General features: G+C 29.6%; 21 protein-coding genes and 1 riboswitch. Of the genes, 9 read left to right on the plus strand and 12 right to left on the minus strand.

Translation table 11 applies throughout. The annotated features are described in order from the left end of the window. The first annotated feature begins 358 nt into the window (after window positions 1-358). Window positions 359-1,687 (plus strand): amidohydrolase, encoded by a 1,329-nt coding sequence (locus ABM4_RS00070; RefSeq protein WP_016357641.1) that lies wholly within the window; start codon window positions 359-361, stop codon window positions 1,685-1,687. Between the two features lie 506 nt (window positions 1,688-2,193). Here the strand turns inward: ABM4_RS00070 and tfrA are convergent. Both tfrA and ribB read right to left on the minus strand, forming a co-directional pair. Continuing rightward, entirely contained in the window at window positions 2,194-3,870 is a 1,677-nt protein-coding gene (gene tfrA, locus ABM4_RS00075; RefSeq protein ID WP_016357642.1) for a fumarate reductase (CoM/CoB) subunit TfrA, read from the minus strand. Between the two features lie 108 nt (window positions 3,871-3,978). Next, window positions 3,979-4,617: a 3,4-dihydroxy-2-butanone-4-phosphate synthase gene (gene ribB, locus ABM4_RS00080; protein ID WP_016357643.1), complete on the minus strand. Its 639-nt coding sequence runs from the start codon at window positions 4,615-4,617 to the stop codon at window positions 3,979-3,981. A 118-nt stretch (window positions 4,618-4,735) separates the two neighbouring features. After that, a riboswitch (FMN riboswitch) is annotated at window positions 4,736-4,871 on the minus strand. Between the two features lie 266 nt (window positions 4,872-5,137). On the opposite strand from ribB, the gene ABM4_RS00085 reads away from it, so the two are divergent. Further along, window positions 5,138-5,518, plus strand: a complete 381-nt coding sequence (locus tag ABM4_RS00085) for a DUF120 domain-containing protein (protein WP_016357644.1) — start codon at window positions 5,138-5,140, stop codon at window positions 5,516-5,518. Window positions 5,519-5,889: 371 nt separating this feature from the next. Here ABM4_RS00085 and ABM4_RS00090 read toward each other — a convergent pair whose 3' ends face one another. From ABM4_RS00090 to ABM4_RS00105, 4 genes are all read right to left on the minus strand, one after another. Further along, window positions 5,890-7,413, minus strand: a complete 1,524-nt coding sequence (locus tag ABM4_RS00090; RefSeq protein WP_016357645.1) for an AAA family ATPase — start codon at window positions 7,411-7,413, stop codon at window positions 5,890-5,892. A 376-nt stretch (window positions 7,414-7,789) separates the two neighbouring features. Continuing rightward, complete coding sequence (locus ABM4_RS00095; RefSeq protein WP_016357646.1) at window positions 7,790-8,803, minus strand: glycosyltransferase family 2 protein; 1,014 nt, start codon at window positions 8,801-8,803, stop codon at window positions 7,790-7,792. A 213-nt stretch (window positions 8,804-9,016) separates the two neighbouring features. After that, window positions 9,017-10,396: an Asp-tRNA(Asn)/Glu-tRNA(Gln) amidotransferase subunit GatA gene (gatA, locus tag ABM4_RS00100; protein ID WP_016357647.1), complete on the minus strand. Its 1,380-nt coding sequence runs from the start codon at window positions 10,394-10,396 to the stop codon at window positions 9,017-9,019. A gap of 336 nt (window positions 10,397-10,732) precedes the next feature. Further along, window positions 10,733-11,239 carry a thermonuclease family protein gene (locus ABM4_RS00105; RefSeq protein ID WP_016357648.1) on the minus strand — a complete coding sequence of 169 codons (507 nt, stop codon included), beginning with the start codon at window positions 11,237-11,239 and terminating at the stop codon, window positions 10,733-10,735. A 261-nt stretch (window positions 11,240-11,500) separates the two neighbouring features. Here ABM4_RS00105 and ABM4_RS00110 point away from each other — a divergent pair, with 261 nt between their 5' ends. Next, the gene (locus tag ABM4_RS00110; protein ID WP_016357649.1) at window positions 11,501-12,295 is read left to right on the plus strand and encodes an HAD family hydrolase; all 795 of its coding nucleotides are present in this window, start codon (window positions 11,501-11,503) and stop codon (window positions 12,293-12,295) included. A 185-nt stretch (window positions 12,296-12,480) separates the two neighbouring features. Here ABM4_RS00110 and ABM4_RS00115 read toward each other — a convergent pair whose 3' ends face one another. Next, a complete protein-coding gene (locus ABM4_RS00115) occupies window positions 12,481-13,233 on the minus strand; it encodes a sugar phosphate isomerase/epimerase (RefSeq protein ID WP_016357650.1) in 753 nt (250 codons plus the stop codon). Window positions 13,234-13,295: 62 nt separating this feature from the next. After that, entirely contained in the window at window positions 13,296-14,099 is an 804-nt protein-coding gene (gene nudC, locus ABM4_RS00120; protein WP_016357651.1) for an NAD(+) diphosphatase, read from the minus strand. Between the two features lie 132 nt (window positions 14,100-14,231). On the opposite strand from nudC, the gene ABM4_RS00125 reads away from it, so the two are divergent. The 4 genes from ABM4_RS00125 to ABM4_RS00140 are packed head-to-tail and all read left to right on the plus strand — an operon-like array spanning window position 14,232 to window position 18,225. After that, a complete protein-coding gene (locus ABM4_RS00125) occupies window positions 14,232-14,666 on the plus strand; it encodes a PadR family transcriptional regulator (RefSeq protein WP_016357652.1) in 435 nt (144 codons plus the stop codon). Between the two features lie 10 nt (window positions 14,667-14,676). Further along, window positions 14,677-15,774 (plus strand): ATP-binding cassette domain-containing protein, encoded by a 1,098-nt coding sequence (locus tag ABM4_RS00130; protein WP_016357653.1) that lies wholly within the window; start codon window positions 14,677-14,679, stop codon window positions 15,772-15,774. Between the two features lie 4 nt (window positions 15,775-15,778). Next, window positions 15,779-16,942, plus strand: coding sequence for an ABC transporter permease (locus ABM4_RS00135; RefSeq protein ID WP_016357654.1), 1,164 nt, complete (start codon window positions 15,779-15,781; stop codon window positions 16,940-16,942). Window positions 16,943-16,953: 11 nt separating this feature from the next. Beyond that, a complete protein-coding gene (locus tag ABM4_RS00140) occupies window positions 16,954-18,225 on the plus strand; it encodes a PQQ-binding-like beta-propeller repeat protein (protein ID WP_016357655.1) in 1,272 nt (423 codons plus the stop codon). Between the two features lie 433 nt (window positions 18,226-18,658). Here the strand turns inward: ABM4_RS00140 and albA are convergent, their stop codons facing one another. The 4 genes from albA to ABM4_RS00160 form a co-directional block, all read right to left on the minus strand. Next, window positions 18,659-18,937 (minus strand): DNA-binding protein Alba, encoded by a 279-nt coding sequence (albA, locus tag ABM4_RS00145; RefSeq protein WP_016357656.1) that lies wholly within the window; start codon window positions 18,935-18,937, stop codon window positions 18,659-18,661. Between the two features lie 39 nt (window positions 18,938-18,976). After that, the gene (locus tag ABM4_RS00150; protein ID WP_016357657.1) at window positions 18,977-20,521 is read right to left on the minus strand and encodes a 2-isopropylmalate synthase; all 1,545 of its coding nucleotides are present in this window, start codon (window positions 20,519-20,521) and stop codon (window positions 18,977-18,979) included. A gap of 593 nt (window positions 20,522-21,114) precedes the next feature. Beyond that, a complete protein-coding gene (locus ABM4_RS00155; RefSeq protein WP_016357658.1) occupies window positions 21,115-21,774 on the minus strand; it encodes a PHP domain-containing protein in 660 nt (219 codons plus the stop codon). A 45-nt stretch (window positions 21,775-21,819) separates the two neighbouring features. Further along, the gene (locus ABM4_RS00160) at window positions 21,820-22,878 is read right to left on the minus strand and encodes a DUF1786 domain-containing protein (RefSeq protein WP_016357659.1); all 1,059 of its coding nucleotides are present in this window, start codon (window positions 22,876-22,878) and stop codon (window positions 21,820-21,822) included. A gap of 308 nt (window positions 22,879-23,186) precedes the next feature. Here ABM4_RS00160 and ABM4_RS00165 point away from each other — a divergent pair, with 308 nt between their 5' ends. Both ABM4_RS00165 and ABM4_RS08840 read left to right on the plus strand, forming a co-directional pair. Beyond that, a complete protein-coding gene (locus tag ABM4_RS00165) occupies window positions 23,187-23,963 on the plus strand; it encodes a ParA family protein (protein ID WP_016357660.1) in 777 nt (258 codons plus the stop codon). An 11-nt stretch (window positions 23,964-23,974) separates the two neighbouring features. Beyond that, entirely contained in the window at window positions 23,975-24,472 is a 498-nt protein-coding gene (locus ABM4_RS08840; RefSeq protein ID WP_016357661.1) for a hypothetical protein, read from the plus strand. Window positions 24,473-25,096 lie beyond the last annotated feature (624 nt).

The following is a 25,096-nucleotide window of genomic DNA, read 5'->3' on the forward strand; positions in this document are numbered from 1 at the left end:
ATTTTAGTGTTATTCTATTTTTAAAATCTTATTTTTTAATTTAGGCTATTTCATTATAAGGTTTCTAAATTTAATATTAATTCTTTTTTATATAGTGTATTATAACTTTAAAAGTTTAATTTTCTTTATCTTCTTTTATTAAATTTTTTTTAAAATGAGTATTTATTTTAATTAAAAAATATAAAGTTCTATTATCTAAAATTTTATAATTGAATTCTTTTAAGTCATTAGGTATTAAAGTTAGATTTTTATCGTGTTTATTATTCTAATTTTTATCTTGACTTAAAATTTAATTTATTATGTATCTTAATTATTTAATTGTTAATTGTAGAAACAATTTTTATTTTATGGTGATTTGATGGAGACAAATAATATCTTAATTAAAAATGGAACTATTTTAAATCCTAAATCCAATGGTGAAGTCGAATATGGTAAATCTTCCATTTTAATTGAAAACGATAGAATCAATCTTATTGAAGACGATATAGAAGACGGTAATGCAGAAAAGGTCATTGATGCAGACGGTAAAATTGTAATGCCTGGATTAATCAATACTCATTGTCATATACCTATGACTTTATTTAGAAGTTTGGCAGATGATTTGGAGTTGGATTCCTGGTTAAATGATCATATCTGGCCTATGGAGGCTAATCTTAACAGTGAATATACCTATAACGGTGCTCTTTTAGGTGCTCTTGAGATGATAAAGTCAGGAACAACCACCTTCTCAGACATGTATTTCTATATGGGTGATGTTGCAAGGGCTATTGATAAGGCCGGTATAAGGGCAGTACTATCCTATGGTATGATTGATTTTGGAGATGGGGAAAAACGTGAAAACGAGTTTAGGGAAAACATAGATCTAATTAAAAACTATAACAATACCTCCGACGGTAGAATAACCACTATGTTTGGACCACATTCAATCTATACCACCTCTCCAGAATTAATAAAGAGGGTAAGGGCTGAGGCTAATAAGTATAATGTTGGAATTCATATACATATGAATGAAACCCAGAAAGAGATTAATGATTCCATTGAATTAAATGGCATGAGACCTTTCGAATACTTGGATGATTTAGGATTCTTATCCTCAGATGTTGTTGCGGCACACTGTGTATGGTTATCAGATAACGAAATCAGTTTAATTAAGGAGAACGATGTCAAGGTATCCCATAATCCATGTAGTAATGCGAAACTTGCATCAGGTATTGCACCTGTATCAAAACTTTTGGAAAACGGTATCTGTGTATCCATCGGTACCGACGGTGCTTCAAGTAATAATAATCTAGACATGTTTGAGGAGATGAAATTCGCTGCCCTTCTACAGAAGGTATCAACACTTGATCCCGAGGTTTTATCTGCAGAGCAAACAGTTGCGGCAGCTACTATAAATGGTGCAAGGGCTTTAGGTTTGGATAAGGATATCGGATCCATTGAGGAAGGCAAGAAAGCAGACATCATACTGGTTGATACAAATAGACCTAACTTCACCCCTCTTGGAAACTCATTATGTGCAAACATCGTATACTCTGCAAACGGGGATAATGTTGATACAACCATTTGTAATGGTCAAATATTGATGGAAAATAGAAAACTAAACACCCTTGACGAGCTTTCCATATTAGAAAATGCAAAACAATCTATTAATGAGATGATTGAGCTTAAAGAAAATAGTGAAGAATAAGATTCAATTGTTATTTTATTTAATCTATTATTAGAATAGTTTTTTTCTAATATTTTTAATGGATGGGATAAATAATATTTTTATTCCATTTAAATAAAATAGTTATAAATTTAATTAATATTAATTTATTTAATAGCTATTTTATTATATCTGTTTTTGTTTATTTTATATTTATTGGACTAATGTTTTTATTTATTATTTTTCTATCTATATGTCTATATATTATTTTTATATTTTTTAATCATTTGATTATAATTTTGATAATTAGTTTTTTTTATTTTAAGTTATTTATATTGAGATTTTTTAAAATTGTTTTAACTATTTATCTTTTATTTTAAGTACAATTTCAAGTGTAAAATTATTTTATGAAAATTCCATATGATTAAATTAGTATTTGAAAATTAGTTTATTTTTTTAATTATTGTTAAAATTAAGTTATAAGGATTGATTATTTTTTTTAAATATATTAATGGGATAGAAAAATTAGTTATAAAGATAAAATGGATTTACTCATCAAGAGTAAATTTTCCATCTCTTTTTAGGAACTTAACCTTGGATTTTCCCATAAGAATACTTTTATCCCAGCCATCATAGGTTTCTGGGAAATCTTCCCTATAATGTGCTCCTCGGCTTTCACGTCTTATAGTTGCAAACTTGACTATTAGAATAGCAACTTCACACATATTGATAACCTCAAGTCCCTCTTGCAAGTCTTTATTATAGGTCTTATCAGAGGATATTCTCATGTTGTTAAGCTTATTGTTTTTGATGTCAAGCAACTTTTTAAGTGCAAGACGTAGGTGTGTTTCGTTTCTTATGATGGATACATTTTCCCACATTATGGTCTGTATTTCCTTTTTAATTTCACTAGGTTTGTATTCTCCGTCTTTTATAAGATTTTTAATACGCTGTTCCTCTTCTTCGACGGATTTATCGTTTCTTTCGAATTCCTCTATCTCTGATGCAATACTTGCAGCCTTACCTGCACGTTTTCCAAAGACCTGTGTCTCAGCAAGGGCATTTCCACCTAAACGGTTTGCTCCATGAACTCCACCGGAAACCTCTCCACATGCATATAGACCTTCAATTGTGGATTTACCATTGACATCAATAAATAATCCGCCCATGCAATGGTGTGCGGTTGGTGCAACCTCCATAGGCTCATTCTTAATGTCCACACCTACATCGGCAAATTGCTCCACCATTGTCTCGAGCTTTTCATCGATTACATCATCATCAAGATGACTTATATCAAGGTAAACTCCACCGTCCTCTGTTCCTCTACCTTCCCTGATTTCATTATAGATAGACCTTGCAACAACATCACGGGTTGCAAGTTCACCTCTGTCATCATAGTTGAACATAAATCTCTCATGGTTCTTGTTGAACAACTTTCCACCTTCACCTCTTACGGCTTCGGTTACAAGTACACCTGCCCTTGATTTAGGTTTTATCATACCTGTTGGGTGGAATTGTATTTGTTCCATATCAACTAGATCTGCACCGGCATCCCATGCAAGCGCATATCCGTCTCCATTCTTCTGGAAGGTATTGGAGGTTATAGGATATAGTTGTCCTGATCCTCCTGTTGCAAGAATAACCTCTTTTGCCTGGAAGAAGATGGTACTTGAATCTTTAAGATTGAATCCTACAGCACCTATTACCTTTGGGAAATCATCATTGTTTAAGATTAATTTTGTAATCATTACCTCATCAATGGTTTCAATGTCCCTCTTAATAACCTCTTCCTTAAGTGCTGTAATGATTTCATGTCCCGTTCTGTCTCCTGCAAAACATGTTCTTCTGTATGTCTGTCCACCAAACGGTCTCTGATTTAGTTTTCCATTTTCCTGTCTATCAAATAGTGCACCATAGTTTTCTAGATCCACTAGTCTGTCAGGTGCCTCGTCCACTAATACATTCACTAATCTACTATCATTTAGATAGCTTCCACCTTTTAATGTATCTTTAAAATGTGCTTTTTTACTATCATCGGAGTCTACAAATCCAAATGCAGCATTATATCCTCCTTCAGCCATTCCAGTACATCCGGATCTAAATGAAAGACCTTTGGAGACAATGATTGGTTTTTTACCTGCCTTTGATACTTCAATAGCAGCCCTTGCACCTGCTCCCCCAGATCCTACAATCAATACATCAGATTGGATTATTTCACTTTCCATATTAGTTTCCTCTATTTGATTTTATAAATTAAATCTATCATTGATTTTAAAACAGTCAAATTGTTTTTTATTTGACTTAATAAGTTGAACTTTAAAGTAATAGTTTAATTAACTATCTTTGGTTAGGTATTCTTTAATATCCTCGATGGTTAAAATTGGCATATCCCTTTCTTTAGAGAATTTGATTATATCTGGCATTCTTGCCATTGTACCATCTTCTTTGGTGATTTCACATAGGACACCATATGGTTTAAGACCAGCTAATTTCATTATTTCAACATTAGCCTCTGTATGTCCGTCACGTTCTAATACTCCACCGTTTTTAGCTCTAAGTGGGAATACATGTCCTGGATGATGTAAATCACTTGGTTTTGCACCGTCTTTGGTTGCAGCTTTAACTGTTGTTACCCTATCTGCTGCTGAAACTCCGGTTGTTACACCTTCTGCCGCTTCAATGGATATTGTAAAACCTGTACCATATGTACTTGTATTGTTTTCCACCATTAAAGGTAAATCCAATTCATCGGCTTTACTTTCTGGTAGGCATAGACATACTATTCCACTACCTTCCCTGATGAGCAATGCCATTTGTTCATTTGTTAGATTTTCAGCTGAAAAGAACATGTCCCCCTCATTTTCACGGTCTTCATCATCGGTAACTATAATTCCTTTTCCAGCTTTTAGATATTCTATTGCTTTATTAATACGATCTATGTATGTTCCTTCTAACATTTCTTCATGATTCATAGTAATTAACTCCTGATATTTTATAAAGTTTCTAGATTAATACTAGAATCAGGGCAAAAAAAGATTAATAAATGCCAATATATAAAAAAATAATTCTATAGATTTATATATTTACTTTCTAAATTCTCTTTCATCCGGACTTTAACCGTTGGTTTTGGACTTTCACCAAATCAACACTTCATGGTGCTCGTGGACTTTTTAACCTATTTTAAATTACCACCAGTGGAGAATTTCACTCCGCCCTGAGAATAGCAAGATTCTTTATTCCTTTAAATATTTATTTTTATTAGTTATAAAATGTTATGATTCTATCCTAGATTTATTTGAAAATTAATTTTTTTAAAATATTTTATAATATGGATTTAGTACTTCCATTAATTCTATTTCTTAATTGTGTTTTTTCAATGTCTTTTTTATAATAATAGTTATATTTAAATATAATTCACTTAAAATTATTATTGTTAATTACTATTTATTTTTATATAAAAAGATTTTTTTTAATTGTTTTATGAGGTTTATTATGATATTAGAAGGTACTGTTACTACTGGTTTAGGTAAGGCTGCCTATTTTTTAGGACAAGATTTCTATAAAAATCAATTTGAGGAAAAATGTGGTTTTGTTCCATTTCCAGGTACATTGAATATTATCGTTCCCGAGAAAGATCTAGATAATATTGCTGTTATGAAGAATAATTGTCCTAATGTTATTGTATCTGATCAAGGTTTTGGTGGTGTTAAATATATTAAAGCTATTTTGGAAGATACCATAACCGGGGCCATTGTTTTTCCAGATAAAACCACTCATGAAGAGAATTACCTTGAGTTTATTGCTCGTGATAAATTAAGGGATAAGTTAAATCTTAATGATGGAGATAAAGTTACACTTGAAATTGATATCTAATTTAACTTTACCTTTTATAATTGTTTTTCTATTTTTAAAGTCAGGTTTTAAATCTGTATATTAGATTTTCTTTTAGTATGCTTTTTTTTTAAAATGTTTCTATTATTTTAGTCTATAAGTTTTTTTAAGTCTATAGAATGAGATTTTCATTTAGAATTAATTTTTATATTCCCTATTTTTTTAATTTTTTTTATTTTATTTTTTTTAGTTTATAGTTTCAAGTGTAAAAATTATATTTAGTTTTTAGATTGGTTTGTTTTAAAATTAAATTAATTTCCAATCTATAATCGAATCTTAACCAAACATTAATTCTATTTTTACACTTGAAATACACCACTTGAATGACATTTTTTTAGAATTCTTAATATTCCCTATTTGTTATAGATGTCTAGAATCTCATCATAATCCAGGTATCTGTCAAATGAAGGTTTTTCCTCAATATATCTGATTAGATTTATATCAAAGTTTTCATTCATGGTTTCATATGCCTTGATTGCGAAATCCTCAAATTTGATTTCAACCTCAGGTGTTGCGCCTCTTTCCTCTAGTTTTACCTTTGGTATTGCTATCACGTCTTCTATTCCTGTCTCGGATTGTATGTATCCTTTTACGCTTTCGAATATGTCCATGTCATATACCTTGTTTAATACAATTCCTTTGATGTTTATACCAAAGTCCTTTAGTTTTTTAGCATGTGCGGTTATATCGATTGCTGCAGACTCAATTCCACCTTTGTTTACACCGGTTGTAAGTATCATAGGAATATTTCCGGCTCTAGCTATCTCAGCACCGGAGTAAGGTATTTTTCTATTTAACATCCCTGTAAATACACTCATCACACCTTCAATCAATACCACGTCATAGTTGGAATTTTTAAGGGATTCCAATACGTCTGGAAGTTGACACCAGCCGAGATTTGATATTTTTATTGAGCCATAGTCCTCCATATATCCATTGGTAAGGTATAGACCTGGTACTATGTCTCTTATATCCGGACCAATCTTTATAAGTCCAACGTTAAGGCCTTTTTCTCTTAGTATTCCTGCAAGACCTGTGGTCATAAATGTTTTACCACTGTCGGAACCTGTACTTCCAATTATAAGGCAGGTAGGCAATTTGCCTTCCTGTTTTTTGAGATCTTTTGTAAGGCAGTTTTTACCAGGTATTCTGATTTCCACATTGGTGTCGATACCAATCTCTCTATTGATATTCCTCACACATTCCCTATTTCTTTCAAGTATTGATGTTCTATCATCCTCATCTGCATCTATAAATTGAAGGAAATTCTCCACAACCTGGGGATTGTTATCAAAGATTCTATGTATTACGGTTCCAACTATATTTCCATTGTCACTTACTACACCTGACAGGTGTTTTTCCCTCTTGTTTCCATAATTGATTTTTTTTAACTCTGAATAGATTAGGGGTTTAGCCTCACCTTTAATGTCCCCATATGTGTGGCAGTGAAAACCTGTCACTGGTCCCTCTATATTTCTAGTTAGGAATGAGTCTCCTACAATCTCACCTTCAACCTGGTCTGTAGATATTAATGGTGAAAAGTCAACATCTAACAGTCCCAGTCCCTCTTTAATTATTGGTATCGGTGATTTTCTGCCTACATCTGTCTGATTCGCTAATAGTTGAAAACCAGAACATATTCCCACTATAGGTTTTCCTTCCTTGTTCATAGAATATATCTCTTTAGCTAAATCACTATCTCTTTTGATGGACTCAGACTCTACTATGGTTCCTCCTGGAATAATTAATGCGTCTAATTCTTCATGTGCTTTGTTTCCATTAACCAATCCATTTGATTTAACTAAGTCTGTTGGAAGATGCCCGAAATTTTCATATCCTGGAACAGCTCCCTTAACATATGTAAGGCCTATTTTCATTCTATCACTTACTATTTTTTTCCTTGATAAATTAGTTTACATTTATTTAATCTATAAAATCTATCATATAATCTTTGATTTTACTAAAAAATAATTAAATATTTCATATAAAATTAGCTGTTTAGTTAATTAATTTTTAACTATTCAATGAATTTATAAATAATATTAAAAATAGTTCAAACTTAAAAATAATGGTTATGGATTTATCTAATAAAAAAACAAGCAATTGGCAATTTTTTCAATTTATATGTATTCTAAACTTTATTTAAAGGTTTTAATTTAATTTATTTGTCTTGGAATAAAACCCTTATTACTTTAATATAAGAGTTAGAAATTATCTAAAATATAAACTAGATTATTATATTCTTTGTGATATCTACTCTTTTTTTAGTTTACTAGGTGGCCATATCTCATTAAATGCTTGAAAGTTTTCTGTATTAAGTATATCTGTGAAGATGGTCTTGTTCTTACTACTCATATATTCTAGAAAATCATCTTTGTATTGGCTCTTTGAAATCTTATTGAATTCTTTTTTTGATAGGGTGTAAAAATCTTCTTTTAAGTCACAACTCAAACATTTCATTGTTAATCTAAATGCGTCTATTCTATAGTCTATCAGGTCCTTTTTATAGGCCTCATAGTAACCGTTTTTAACAAACATGTCAAATAAAATCACACCACTAGGTATGATGTCAAAGAATTTCCTATCACAGTTACCTGTAATGGAATCAGAGTGAACCCTTCTTACATATAGGTGTTTTTTGATTAGTGAAATCCTTTCAGCTTTAAGCCACACATAATAGAAGAATGGATTGTCCTCAAAATATATCCTATCTGGAAACTTAGCATTAATGTTCTCTAGAAATTTCCTTCTATAGATCTTCTGACATGCGCTGACAGGTAGCTTAAATAGGAAATCCCTAGTATGGCTGCTATCAAAAACGCAATTGTAAAAACTGTCATCTAGCTGATTTAGATTGGACCAATCATTCTCATGATATTCTCGAGTATCATTATTGTAGTTGGTCATCTGAAACATTGTAATATCGGTGTTGTTTTCTTTTGCCTCGGTATATGCCTCTTTAATACAATCTTCTACAATCCAATCATCGCTGTCAACAAAGGTGATATATTCTCCTTTAGCTATTTTCAATGCTTTGTTTCTACTTGAGCCAAGTCCAATATTCTCTTCGTTATTTATAATTGTGATTCTGTTGTCTTTCTTTTCATATTCCTTTAGAATGTCCAGACTGGAGTCTGTAGATCCGTCGTCTACAAGAATTATCTCGATTTCTTTAAAGCTCTGATTTAAGATACTTTCAATGGCCTCTTTTAGATATTTCTCTCCATTATAAACAGACAATATTACACTAACTTTTATATCAGACATAGTTAAACCCTTTATTTTTTTTAAAATTAGTAATATAGAATTAAAATTTATTAAATATAAATCCTTAGTAATATTTAAATATTTTTAAAAAATAGGGTTGGTACAGGTTCCATTATAGATTCAAATAAAATCTGCTTGATTGTTTCTTTGTCTTTAAAGCAAAAATAGTAATAAAAAAAGTAGTTTTAGAAATAAAAAAAATAAATAGAATATTTATAATTCAAAAGCGGAGATTGCTTGAATTATTTTTTCATCATCTTCTGGTTTAGCCTGTAATTGTAGACCTACAGGAATGCCCTCAACCTCTCCAGCTTTAATACTTGCTGCTGGAATACCTGCAAGATTAGCTATTACAGTTAAAACATCGTATGCATACATTTCCATTGGTTCTAACTTGGTACCAATTTTATGTGGAAGCTTTGGAACAGTAGGACCGACTATTAAATCAACATCTTCCAACATTTCGTTGATTTGGTTTCTAATAAGTGACCTTGCTTGTAAAGCCTTCTTATAGAATTTACCACTATATTCTTGTTGTGAGATATATGATCCGATTTCAATTCTTCTAAGTACCTCTTCACCACAGGTTTCTTCAATTCTTGAAGCATATTCCCTTCCATCATATTTTCTTGTAGCTGAGAAGAATTCAACATAGTTGATTAAGTAATAGGTTGGAAGACAGATGTCAATATAGTCAAAGTTTAATTCTACAAGCTCTGCACCTAGAGATACAAGTTTGTCAATAGCCTTATCCACTACCTCATTGATTTTATCATCGGTAACCTCTGTAAATTCCTTAACCTTAGCTATTTTCATACCTTTAAGTGGAAGTTCCATATCTTTGGTGTTTACAGCTATTTCAGTGAAGTTTGGTAATTCATTGTTTAGGGTTGTACATTCCTCCGGATCATATCCTGCAATTGTGTCAAGTGCAAGGGTGAGTCCTGTAACATCACTTGAAATAGGTCCTATCTGGTCAAGACTCATTGATAAGTCAAGTAGACCCTGTCTAGATACAAGACCATAGGTAGGTTTAAATCCTTCAACACCACAGTGTGAAGATGGGTTTCTGATAGATCCTCCGGTATCTGAACCAAGTGCAATATCACACATGCCTGCTGCAATTGAAGCTGCACCTCCACCAGATGAACCACCGGTGATTCTTCCAGGTGCTGCCGGATTGTTACATACTCCATAGTATGATGTTTCTGTAGAACTTCCTGCTGCAAACTCATCCATATTGTTTATTCCAATAATAATTCCGTCTTCAGCTTTAATCCTTTTAATAACAGTCGCATCATAACTTCCTATATAATCCTCTAATGTTTTACTTGCAGCTGAGATTGTGTAATCCTCTACATTTATGTTTGCCTTTATACCAAAAACAATACCTGCTAATTGTCCTACTTCTTCACCATTAGATATTTTTTCATCAATTTCTTTAGCTTTGTTTATAGCATTCTCTTTATTGATTTCTATAAAAGCATTAATTGATGGATTTTTCTCATCGATTACTTTAATATAATTATTAACATTTTCTAATGCTGTTAATTCTCCGTTTTTTATAGCATTAGCTTTTTCTAATACATTCATTAAAACACCTAATATAATTAAGTTAAAAATTAATTTTTAATAAGGATAATTATAAAAAATAATTATTTCAATAATAATATTGTTTTTATTTATTTAGATTTAAATATTTTATTAATTATTCACATTTTCACAATTACAATTTTAAAAAATATTTAATAATTCTCTTGTTTTTATATTGAAAAATGTGGACCTTGATTTTAAGGGATTATTTATCCTTTCCGATTATCATTTTTCATAAATAATAATATTTATATTAAAAAATAGTTGTCTTGTCTTTGTTTATTTATAAAAAAATAATAAAGTTTAAAAAATAGTGTGATTGGAAATTAATTTTAATTATAACCAATCGTATGCATTGAATTCACTTGGGAACTGATCTACTTCAACAAGTCCCTCTTTAAGCATCATTTCATTAAGGTTTTTATTATCAACGATTACAACTGCAACTGTTCTTCCATATTTGTCATGTGGCTGTTCATCATCAATATCCAGTGAGACTTCCTTATCAAGGCATAATTTTTTTACAAAATTTTTGGAGGCATTATAACCTTTGACTCCTCTTTCAGGGGCGTTTACATCGGCAAATCTTATTTTTTCCCCATTGTCTAAATAAATCGTATCACCATCGACCACTTTTGTACATACTGCCGTTTCTTCCACATGGCAGGTGGTGTCGTTATACTTGTTTAATATTTCACTAGCAGTCATTCCATCGTATTTGTCATCTGGAATATCATGGCTAAATCCTGTTCCAACATATTTAGCAGATACTGTTGTCAATAGTCCAACACATACCACTAATATTGCAGTTATCATTAATATTTTATAGGTTCTAGACTTCATACATATTACCTATTAAATTATTGTACTCTATTTATTAAAAAATTTTCTATATTAAAATATTTTCAGTAATTAAATTCTTTTCTAATCTTTTATCAGACAAGGATATTTTAGTTTTAATTATAAGTTAAAAATTATTAGTTATATTTTATAACTTATAACTTAAAAGTTAAAACCTATTGATTTAGTGTGCCGTTTCAAATCTTAATTTTTTTATAGAATTAAAATATATTATATAATAATTATTTTTTTTAAATGATTTTTATGAGGAGCAAAGCAATTGTCTTTGATAATTCAGGTACTTTAATTGAAAGATATAGGATTATCAAAGATTTGAATACAGGAGAATTTATTACAGACATTAATTCATTGAGTTTGATTGATAATTTGGATTATGGAGCCTTAGCTATTCTACAGTTTAATACTGGATGTTTATCTAAGCTAGATTCCGATACCCTAATATCAGATTTAATTAATGATTATCATATCCAATTTACTGTAAGCTATTCCACTAGACGACTTTCACATGACGAGATATTGTCCATAATTAATAATGACGATGCAGTTATATCTGATATAACTGAGGGTTTTTCTATTCTAAAAAAACAAGTTCCAAATATGGAGATATGTAACGGCACTGCATTAATACTAGATTGTAAAAATAGGAATATAGCTTACACTATTACAACAGCAGGTAGATTCTTTAACAATGCAATCTTTACAGTTAATCAATTGAAAAATAGGGGTTATGACATTTTCATTGCATCTGGAGATAGAAGTGATGCAATCCAAACCTTAACCGAGTTTTTAGACATTGACCCTTCTCATGGCTTTCCAACTGCCACACCTCTTGGAAAAAGGGATATTGTAAAGTCCTTAAGAAAGGATTATGATAAGGTTGTAATGGTTGGTGACGGACAAAATGATTATTATGCATTTCAGGAATCAGATTTGGCTATTTTAACTATTGCACAATCCCTAATAGAATCAGATCAATTAATCTCATCCTCGGATTATATTGTTGATGATTTAATCGAATTGTTGAATATATTACATTAGATTGAATTTACCTTTAAAATTAGTAATTTGTAGATTTCGTAAGTATATTATTTTAAATTCTACTCTTTTTTTAAAATTTTGAATCTATAATATGTAAATTGCTCTTTTTCAATTTTTAAATATTATTCAATATACTATCATTTTGCTTATGATATGCTATAAAGCACTTTCATATATTGTATACTTTAATATCCTAGACTCTTAATTAATTCCTGTGTTTTTAAAACCTTCTCATAGGTATTTAATTCTATAATTCCCTTATCAATATATTTTAACAGGTTCAAATCTAATGTGCCTTCACCTAGTATTAGATGCTGGTCTTTTATTTTATTGTTATCGTTTATATGGAAATATTCAATGTTTTTTAGTTTAAAAAACTCCTGGCAGTCCTTACATGTATTGGCATGTCCTGTATCTATTGTTATTTTTGAGTCTGTGTTTTCTTGAATGTATTCGATTTCCTCAACTTTATTTCCAAGAAAGCTGTATCTTTCAGGTAGATTTTCTACAGAGATTTTTATATTGCCATGTTCCTTTCCATAGTCAACACATTGGCCAATGGATTCCACTGCAAGATCCAGTGCATACTTTCTAAGTTTATCGTCCTTTCTTCCTATCTTTCCAGGATGAACTGTTATGGCATTCGCACCAATCTTATTTGCCATATCGATTGTTTCTATTGTTTGTTTTACTGATTCCCTTCTTATGCCCTCATTGATACTTGCAAGATTTAAATCCACTGTTGGTCCATGAATGTTTATTTCAATATTACCTTTATCGCTGATTTTGATGATTTCATCATTTTTTTCTATATTGTATGCCGCATATGGACCTTCGGATAATATCTCAATTACCTCGAATCCGTCTCTTTTAGCTGTGTCTAGTATTTCATCCAATGGTTTTAAAAAGAGTGACAATGTGGAAAAACCTAATTTCATGTTTATTACCTTTTTTCTAATTTTATAATATCATTTTGTTCTATTAAATAATAGATTAATTGCTAACTATCTAAAAAGTCATCTATTAGCCATGAGGATATGCTTATATTTGATCTTCTTTCAATCTCATCTTTACTAAACCATCTTGCCTTTAAAATCTCAAAATTATCTACTTTTATCTCCCCGCTATCATATTCAGCTGTAAAACCTACCATTAGGGAATTTGGAAATGGCCATGATTGGCTTGCAAAGTATTTGACATTCTTGATATTGATGCCTACCTCCTCTTTAACTTCCCTGTGTACTGCTTCCTCAAGTGTTTCTCCAGCCTCTACAAAACCTGCAAGTATTGTATATTGTTTTATTTTGTAGTAGCTATGATATGCCATCAGGAGTTTATCGTCTTTTCTAATGGCTACAATTATTGCAGGTGCTATTCTTGTAAAGTTTATATGGCCACATTCTGGACATTTGAGCATCATTAGATCATCATCCATAACATTATGTGTTCCGCATACTCCACAATATTGGTGATTCTTATACCAATCCAAGATTTGTACTGCCCTTCCACCTATTAAAAAAAGTTCATCGTCTATTGGAAATACGTCTGTTAAGTTGTAAAATTTCTCGCTACTTTCTACAATATCTACAACAAATGCTGGCTTATTCTTAAAAGTTCCAATATATAATGAGAAATTCACGTTAAATTTCTTATTTAGTTCCTCTTCGTTGATTAAAGGAAGTTCATTCTTTTCATTTAAGTATAATTCCCTATTATAAAAGATAAAATAGTATGAATCCTCTTCTGTTTTGTAGTTTTCCTTGAAATCTATACTATAGTTATCATATAAACTTTTTTTTATCATATATAATAGTATTATTTTATATAATTAAAATCTTTCATTTTTAAGATAGGTTTATATACTATTATAACATATCAATTTTTAATATATGTCAAAAAAATACATATATTGTTTTTATATATAGGAGGTATTTCTTTGTCTGATGAGATTGATAATGATTTTTCAGATACTGAGTATGTTAATCATATAATGAATAAGGAAAACAAGACAATTGTCAATGGTTTTACCCATTTATTGATTTTATGGTTTTTATCTAAGGAAGATCTCCATGGTTATGCTTTAATGAAAAGATTAAATGAATTTTTCTCTCCTCAAATAGAATGTGGTTTTGTAAAGAAAGTCAGTTCTAGTAAGATCTATCCCATCTTGTCTGATATGGAAGAATATAAGATAATTGAAGGGGAATGGAAAGTCCAATCTTCTAAGAATATTAAAGTTTATCATTTAACTAATAGAGGTGAATTGATTTTAGAAGATATCTCAAAGAAAATTCAATATGTATACTCTATAAAGAATCCTTTATGGCAAGAATTTTTCCAAGATATATTCAAAGGTTCAAATGGAAAATAAAGGTGTTTAAATGAAAAATATTATTGAAACTTATGATTTAACTAAGAGATATAAGGATTTCACTGCTGTTAATTCATTAAATCTTCATATACCTAATAAAACTATCTTTGGTATGTTAGGTCCTAATGGTGCAGGTAAAACCACTACCATTAAAATGCTTACCTGTCTTACTATACCTACCTCTGGAACTGCGAAGGTAGGGGGATATGATATATTAGAAAACCCGAATGAGGTTCGGGAATTATTAGGAATGGTCCCTCAACAAGTAAGTCTCTATAAAGACTTAACAGTTTGGGAAAATGCAGAATTATGTGCGGATTACTATGGGGTTCCAGTAGATGAAAAAGAAGATCGTATTAACGAATTAATGGAACTTGTTGATATTTCTTATGCTAAGGATAAATTGATAGGTAAAATGTCAGGTGGTCAAAAACAAAAAGCATCATTAGTTGCTAGTTTAGTTCATAGACCAGAAATATTGTTTTTAGATGAACCAACCATTGGTTTAGATCCCACTACCAAACGTATATTATGGAATCTTATTGAGGAATTAAATGACGATGGTCATACAATTATCCTATGTTCCCATGATATGCATGAGGTGGATATGTTATGTGATAATGTTGGAATTATAAGTACTGGAAATCTAGTGGCTTATGATTCACCTACAGGATTAAAAGATACTCTTATTCGTCGTCAAAGAGAGGAATATGAATCTTTAAAAGATACATTGGCACTTATTCAAGATGAAAATAATACAGATGACAAATCTAGTAAATCTGATAGGGAAATAGAAAATAGTGAAGCTTTAAAGATTCAACAAGATTCATTATTTAAGTATAGGGAAATGTCGTTTTTAGTGGACGATTTAAATCAGGATCTATTAAAAACTTTAAGAGCAAATAAATATGTTCATAGTGTTGAGGTAAATGATTCAGGTAGAATAATCCTTGAAATAGATAAATTTGAGGATAAGGCTGTTCGATCTGTTCTTAAAACTTTGGTTAAAAACAAGGCTAAAGTCAGTTCAATTTCTACAGAGGAACCTTCACTTGAGGATGTATTTATGAAAACTACTTCCGAAGTTGAATTGGGACCAAGGGCTTGATACTATGGATTTAGAATATAGAAAATTATATTGGATGATTAAAAAAGAGTGGTTAAGTCTTAAAAGACATCCCTCCAGATTAGTGGCTATTATCATATTTCCAATAATCATGATTCTATTATTTGGATATGGTATGGGTGGAGACTTGACAAACTTACCTGTTGTAGTTGTTTCTCAATCTGACGGTCATCTAACTGACCAGACTTTAACAGATATAAAAGCCAATGATGCCTTTTCTGTTGTTGATATTATAGACAATGTAGATGATGGAAAGGCAATGGTGGATAGTGGTAAGGTTAAAGCGGCTATTATACTGCCTTCAAATTATGATGATAATGACACGACTCAGAAGACGGCCACATTGTATTTGGATTCCTCAGATCAAATGGCATCACAGGTTTTAATTCCAAGTTCACAGCAAATATTTAACCAGATATCTATTAATGAACTTCAATCCTCTAACTCAAACTTAGAGGTACAGAATTCAACAAATACTAATCCGGTATCCTCACAGATAAACAGTGCTAAATCCTCAATTAGTATTCAAATTAATAAGATATATGGTGATATTAAATATATTGACTTTTTAGTTCCTGCAGTTCTAGCTATGACTGTCATGATGAGTTGTATGATGGGTATGGGTGCAGCCATTGCTGGAGAACGTGAAACCGGAGAATTGGCTAGATTATTCATGACTCCTACATCTGTTGCTACAGTTATAGGTGGTAAGATTTTAGCCAAGTTATCAGTGGAAATGATGAGGGCAATTGTTTTATTGGTTGCGGCTATTATTCTCTTTAGTATTACTATTAAAGGAGGTATATTACAAACATTGTTATTACTCTTCATAGGAGCGTTATGTTTTGTTGGTTTTGGAGTGGCTTTATCTGCAAGGGCACAGACCCAGGAAGATTATTCCCAAATGGTAATGCCGTTTTCAATGCCGATGATGTTTGTGTCAGGAGTATTCTATCCTATAGAAACTATGCCTTGGATATTCCAGAAAATTGCATATATATTTCCGCTAACTTATTTAAATGATGCTATGAGGGCTGTTATGATTCAAGGACGTCCTTTATCTTCAGTATGGTTGGATATTTTAATATTATTAGGATTCACTTTATTGTTCTTCCTTATTGGAGTTAAAAGATTTAATAGAGATGTATAATTGGTGATATTATGTTTAAATCTAAGAAATTATTTTATGTATTATTGATATTTTTATCATTATCATTGGTTTTAAGTCCTATAAGTAGTGCAGATTGGCCTATGTTTCAAAAATCCCCAGATCATGTTGGTTATGTAGATGAGCCTAGCGATTTTGTAAATAATCTATGGACTATCAATCTCGGCTCTAACACTAACTCAACACCAATTGTCAAAGATGATACTTTATATGCAATATCAAATGACGGAGTTTTACATTCTATTGATTTAAAAAATGGTACTGTTAATTGGACCTATAAATTCTCAAATTCCATTTCAACAAGTCCTGTAATCAAAGGGGATATTCTATATGTTGGAGATTTAAATGGTAATTTCTATGCTTTTAATACCTCTTCAAAAACATTGAAATGGACATTCTCTAATCCGAAACCTATAGAATCATCAGCTGTTGTTGATAAAAACAATGTTTATGTAACTGAAGATAATGGTCATGTATACTCTCTTGATATTAAAGACGGAGATAAGAAATGGGATAAGGAAATAGGTGGTAAATTAAAATCTTCACCTGTCGTTTCTAGTGGTACCATTTATTTCGGTTCTACAAATGGTGGAGTTTATGCATTAAAAACTAGTGACGGATCTTCAAAATGGAATTTCACTACTGGTGATGCAGTACTTGCTTCCCCAGCTGTTAAAGGTGATAGATTAGCTATTGGTTCTGTAGATAATACATTTTATGTAATCAATACAAGTAATGGAAATCTGATATGGAAGGAAGAGATGGCCAATAAGGTTGTATCCTCAGCATCTATTGACGAATATAACAATAATATTTATGTTGGAGATGATTCTGGAAACATGACCTGTTTTGATTTAAGGGATGGAAAAACCAAATGGTCATATCAAACAGGTGGCTCAGTACAGTCTACACCTGCATTTTATAATGACACTATAGCATTTACATCTAATGACGGATCTTTATATATATTAAATAAATTTTCAGGTAAGGAGAATATGACCTATGGTCCAGGATACTATCTCTTTAATTCAAAGATTACAAGCTCTCCTGTTATTATAGGAAATACTCTAATCTTAACAGCTAATGATGGAAATGTATATTCACTTAATCTTTTAAAACAGAGTACTCCAATATCCGTATATGTATGGTATGATATTATAATTATAATCGTTTTAATTATAATTATTGGCGTTTTAATTTCCTTAAATAAAAAGAGAAAAGCTAAAAAACCTATAAAAAAGAAACAATATAAGAAATTTCAATAGATAATAATTTTATATTATTATCTTTATTTTTTTAAGGCACTTTATTATAAGTTATAAGTTATAACTCTTCTTTTAATTTTATTGCTATTATTAAGATTCTAAAAAATACTATTTTTTCATAAGCCTTCTATTATAAGTTATTAGTTATAACTTATTTTTTTTATTTTGCTAGTTTTTCTTATTAGATTTTAGAAAACTAAATTTTATTTTTCTAATTAAGTTAATATAAGTTATAAGTTATAAGCAATTTTTCTAATTTTATTTATTTCTTATTAAATTTTAAAAAAAGTAATTTTAATATTTTATTATAAGTTATAAGTTATAAGATATCTTTTTGATCTTATTAGCTATTTTATTTGATTTTGAAAATTAGTATTTTTTAATTTGAGAATTATTTATTTTAAAAAAAGGAAAAAGATTGAATAAAATAAATTTATTCATTTTTTATAAGAGGTATAGTTATACTAGATACATTGGAGACTCTTCCATCTGCATTTTCAATTTCCTCTGTTGCAGTTTTAATTTCTCCAATACTTGCATTTGGTACAAATCTATTTGTAGCTATTTCTGCTACATCTACAGCTCTATTTATAGCTCTTCCTCTAGCTTTTAATATTACTTCGTTTTTACCATTATTTACTTGTGTTACTACTGCTAATACATAGTTCATTACTGGTTTGTTACCGATATAAATTATATTTTCTTCGCTCATTTTTTCACCAATAGTTTGTAATTAGTTAATTAATAAAGATTATTCATTTAATTCTTTTTTGATTATTAATAGTTTATTTACAGCATTTATTACTGCTTGTACACTTGCTTTGATAATATCTTCATTAGCAGATCTACCTGTTGCTATGTTGCCTTTCTTATCATTGACTCTTACAAACACTTCTCCTAAAGCATCTGTACCACCATTAATTGCTTCAATATGGTATTGTTCTAATTCAAATGATGTTGTGTCTTGAATTAATGATTCAATAGCATTTAATGCTGCGTCAACAGGACCAACTCCAGTTTCTGCTTTTTCTTTAACTTTGTCATTAATTGTTAATCTGACTGTTGCTGTAGGTGAAACATTGTCCCCACTTGTTACAGATAAACCTGATAGTTCAACTATTTTCTCTTTTGAGGTATTCATCTCAGATAATGCAATTGCTTTTAAATCGTCATCAGTAATTGATTTTCCTTTATCACCTAATGCTTTTACACGTTCTAATACATCATCTAATTGCTTATCTGATAGTTTTATATTAAATTCCTCTAGTTTACCTTTAATAGCATGTCCACCACTTTGTTTTCCTAAAACAATTCTTCTGGTTTGACCTACCATTTCAGGACTAATTGCTTCATAAGTACCTGCATTTTCCATAATTCCATGTACGTGAATACCGGATTCATGTGCAAATGCATTCTTACCTACTATAGCTTTGTTTGGAGGTAAGTTCATACCTGTTACTCTTGATACAAAGTCAGATATATCATAAATTTTAGTAGTATCTACATCCATAGGATGGTGATATTCTAAGATTAAGCTCATTACAGTTTCTTCAAGTGATGCATTTCCAGCTCTTTCACCAATACCATTTATTGTTGCATGGAATTGATCTGCACCTGCTTCTAATCCCATTAGAGTATTAGCCACAGCAAGGCCAAAGTCATTGTGGAAATGGGTACTAATTGGAATGTTGATCTCTTGTTTTAAATCATAGATTAAAGTTTTAGCATCCATTGGAGTAAGAACTCCTACAGTATCTGGAACATTTATTACATTTGCTCCAGCTTCTTCAGCTGCTTTATAAACTTCTACAAGATAATCCCACTCAGTTCTTGTTGCATCCTCTGCTGAAAATTCAACTGTAAGTCCATGATCTTTACAATACTCGATTGTGTCTATAGTTTTTTCTTTAACTTTTTCTTTAGACATTTTGAGTTTATAATCCCTATGAAGTGGACTTGTTCCAATAAATGTGTGAACATAATCTAAATCACAATCTAATACTGCATCAACATCTGCTTTAACTGCACGTGCTAATCCACAAATTGTACTATTCAATCCTAAAGCTTTAACTTTTTTAGCAGTTTCTTTTTCTCCTTCTGATGCTCTTGGAAATCCTATTTCCATCTTATCTACACCGAGAATATCTAATTTTTCAGCTATTTCAATTTTCTCATCTACTGTTAAAGCTACTCCCGGAGATTGTTCTCCGTCACGTAAAGTAGTATCGAAGATTGTTATTTTCTCTGGCATATTCTCATATAAATCGTCCATTTTATACACTGGTTTTCTATTCATTTTAATCCTCCGATATACATTTTTTTTAGTACAATTTGTATTTTGTAGTTATATTTTTATTTATATATATAATTATATTTTATTATTTTTTCTTTATTTTATTATAAATCTTTAAGTTTTTTTTAATTTTTTTCATTTTCCAATTGTCTTATCTTATATTTTTTGGAATTTTTTACTTTTTTAACTTATAACTTATAACTGATATTCTTTTGGTAATTCTCCTTTTTTTTAGTTTATTTCTTAATTTAATTTCTCTTATAACTTATAACTTTTATAATCTTTATTTTCTTATAAGTTTTAACTTATAACTTATTTTTCAATAGTTTTTTCTTTTTATAAGTATAACTTATAATTTAATTAATTTTAGATTTAATTCAAGCTTTTTTGCATGTTTTAAAATATATTTTTTAACTATTATAACTTATAACTTATAATTTTTGATTATTTTAGTTTTTTTATCTTTTAGTCTTTTATTCAAATATTTTTTTAATTATTATAACTTATAACTTATAACTTAATTTTATTAGAAAACCTCAGTTTATTAAAATTGAATTTAAAAAATAAAAAAAGTAGTTTTTTGTATATTGGATAATTTACTGGTACAATTTTCTTATATTTTTATCGAATAAGTATTTGCTTAATCTTATATTTGAGGTTCCCTTTCCACATGATTTAGTTTTTCTATGTTTAATTGCTTTTAAAACACTATCGATATCTTTTTCACAATCTATCTCTGTGTAGCAATCCATTATAAAACCTTTAAAATGGGCGTCACTAGATCCTATTTCTGCTATATTCTTTTTTGATGCAAGTTGTTTTCCCTTATAATTGGAATATCCAAATATAAATCTAGCATTTTTAGATTCCACTCCATCTATGTTTAAGTCTGTATTTTTATATTTACAGAATAATCCATGTCTATAATAACAATATGGATGGGGTACTATTGCAAGTCCACCTAAATCATGGATTTGGTCCACAGTTTCCTCAGGTGATAATCCTTTCTCTATTTTCTCTTCCACACCAAATCCTAATATATGTCCATATTCACTGCTGATTTCTATTGACGGAATTACAAATAACTCATCATTTTTTGTAAGTTCTCTTGCAACTTTTGAACCTTCCACTGTATTATGATCACTTAAAGCTATCATATCTAAACCTAATTCTTTGGATCTTTCAATAATCTCTTTAGGTGTACTAACTGCATCACTAGAGTATGTACTATGTATATGTGGATCAAGTTTTAACATATTTATCATATCCATAATTGTCAAATATACTTCTTTGTTTTATTTTTAGTTTATATAATGTTTTAATGATTTGATTAATCCTATGGTTCCCGTCATCATCACATCACCACCAGGACATGCATGATGATAATCCAAACTTGTTTTTTCAATTAAACTCCTTTTAGGACCTGATACAATTACTTTTTCAATATTTGATATTGGGTTTATTACATGTGCTCCATGACCATGGTCATTGTATATTTCTTCATTTGTAAGTGTACCATTCGCTAATTTTTTTACATATCTTTCTAGTGATTCTCCTGTAAGGCTACTTGTATGATGTTCAAATACTCCCTGTATTTTTCTATTTTCAATTGATGCTACTGTGGTATGTCCATTTCCTATATCCATAACAATATAACTGTTTAATTTCAATGCTTCCTCGTCATAGCACATTCCACATATTGATGCGAATTTTGTATCCATTATTAAGGGGGTATTCCTTATTTGCCAGTTTGTTTCATTTTTTAACTTATTTTCTACAGATTTCATTCTACTGTAATATTCTGGTATATTTCCATACCACCCGAACTCCTCAGGTTTTAGGGGATTTTCTAATTTCTCTCTAATCTTTTCAAATCTGAAATCCCTATCTCCCATGTTTTCATTATATCCATGATCTTGTACAGCTACCGCAATATAGTCAAAGTCAAAATCTAAGTCATACTCTTTTAAAAATCCAGCTAATTTATCTATATCTATATCATTAAGTGATATTCTTGTGTAATCTTTATATTTTTCGTTATTTTTATCCTTATCATATACTACTTCTATACCATATGATTCTACCTGTTTTAAATCGTCCCTTATGGTTTTTGCACAATATGATTCCATTGCTACATTATATCCTTTGTCCATATGTTCCAATATGGCATTTTTAAGTTTTCCACCTCCCATAATATTTCCTTCAAAGTAGATATCATTATTGATATTTTTGATTTTTTGAGCTATCAATATATGTGGTGAAGGTAAAACTACTTTTATAGAGTTTTCCACTTCCTTTTCCGTGTTATAATATATTATATCTTGTGTTCCTGTTCCTACATCAATTGCCAATATTTTCATACGAAATCCTCTGATTTTTATTAATATTACTATTTTGTTTTAATAATTTTTATAATTATCACTATAATTTACTTATAACTTATAACTTAAAAGTTATTTCTTAAAAATTCTAACATATTATTTATAAGATATAAATTACAATATATAAGATATAAGTTAAAAGGTAACATTTTTCACTTATAATTTAAACTTAATAAGTTCTAATTTTTAACTTAAAATTTATAAGATTTCACTAAAATTGCTATTACTTAGAATTTATAAGTTTTAATAGTCATTTAAACTTGTTAATAATCATATGGAGTTTATATATGGGAGAAATAATTGCTATAATGAATCAAAAAGGCGGTTGTGGTAAAACTACTACTGTTGTAAATCTTGCAACTTCTTTAGCAGTTATGGGAAGAGCTGTTCTCATTGTAGATATGGATCCTCAAGCAAATGCAACTACTAGTTTTGGAATTGATAAAACAAAACTTGATTACACTATATATTCTGCAATTAGTGGAGAGGTTTCAATTAAAAAGGCAACCTTTCCAACTTTTATTCAAAACCTATTCATTGTACCAAGTAATATCTCTTTAAGTGGTGTAGGGGTAGAATTAAGTAAATTAGATAACTATCATATCATTTTGAAAAATATTCTAGATGAGATAAAAGATTTATTTGATTATATCTTAATAGACCTACCTCCATCTTTAGGTGTTATTACAATTAATGGATTAGTTGCATCTGATAGTGTAATTATTCCTATTCAAGCAGAATATTATGCTTTAGAAGGAGTAGCAGATTTAATTAATACAATTAATCTAGTTGAAACTAGATTAAGAAGTCCAACCCCTATAAAAGGAATTTTATTAACTTTATATGATACTAGGACTAGACTTAGTAGGGATGTCTTCAGAGAATTAAAGAAATATTTTGATGGAAAGGAACATTTGTTTAAAACTGTTATTCCTAGAAATATTAAATTAGCTGAAGCCCCTAGTCATGGTAAACCTTGTATAATTTATGATCAAGAAAGTAATGGAACTACCGCTTATTTAAAATTAGCTCAAGAAATTTTAGATATGGAAGAAGATGATTAAGGAGGAAAAATATGTCTAATAATAAAAACTCAGGTTTAGGTAGAGGTTTAGATTCTTTAATTCCATCAGATTATTATGATGAAAATTTTGATGCTAATTCCACTAAATCTTTAGAAGATATGTTGAATGAGAGAGAAGATCTCAAACATAAAGAAGAGGCTCCTAAAGAGGAAAAACAAGAAGAAAGTAATACTCAGCAGGAACAAGTTTCTGAGGATAAATCTTCAAATGAAAATTCCGATTCAGAAGAGAAATCTCTGGAATTCTCTAAAGATGAGTCTGTTAAAATTGAGGATGATCCTTTAGTAAAGCAACATGTGGAAGAGGTTATGGAGATTGTTCATAAGAATCCTAGAATAACCCTATGGTCTGTTAAATCTTCTGCTGTTTTTAGATACTTAAGAAAGACTCAACCTGAATTTAGTATTAGTAAAGAGGCTTCTAAATTAATTGATGAGGCTGTTTCTCAAAAGTACCCAGATATATGGAAATTATTCGAAGACGAGTAGTTTATTTCCTTAACATATCTTTTTTTACCTTTTAATTCTATTACTTTTTTTTATAAGTCCTTTTTTAATTTTTTTATATTTTAAATTCCTTTTTAACTTTTTTTTCATAATTCCTTAATTCCACCTGTTCAGATTTCTTGTTTTCTTGCTTTTTTATTATTATAACTTATAAGTTATAATAATTTTTAATATCAACTTCTTGTTTGCTATTGTAAATTATAAGCTATAACCATTATTTTTAAATCCTGTTTTCCATTTTTTTTCTTATAATTTATAAGTTATAACTAACTATATTCTCATAGCTGATTGTCAATGTTTATTAAAACTTATAATTTATAACCATCGTTTTTTGAATTTCTTCCAAACAGCTTTCTATTTTATTGGTATAACTTATAACTTATAATCATTTTTTAAAACTAGCTTCTTTATTATAACTTATAATTTATAATTATTTTAAGTAATTTAGTTTCTTTATTTTTGTTATAACTTATAACTTAAACTTTATCTTTATAATCTCATTTCATATTTTCTTAGAACTTATAAGTTATAATACTTTTTTCATGATTCAACTTTTTTCTTATTTTATTATAAGTTAAAACTTATAACTTTTTTTAAGAAAACTAA

Origin of the sequence: Methanobrevibacter sp. AbM4 (assembly GCF_000404165.1) — an archaeon.
GTDB lineage: Archaea > Methanobacteriota > Methanobacteria > Methanobacteriales > Methanobacteriaceae > Methanarmilla > Methanarmilla boviskoreani.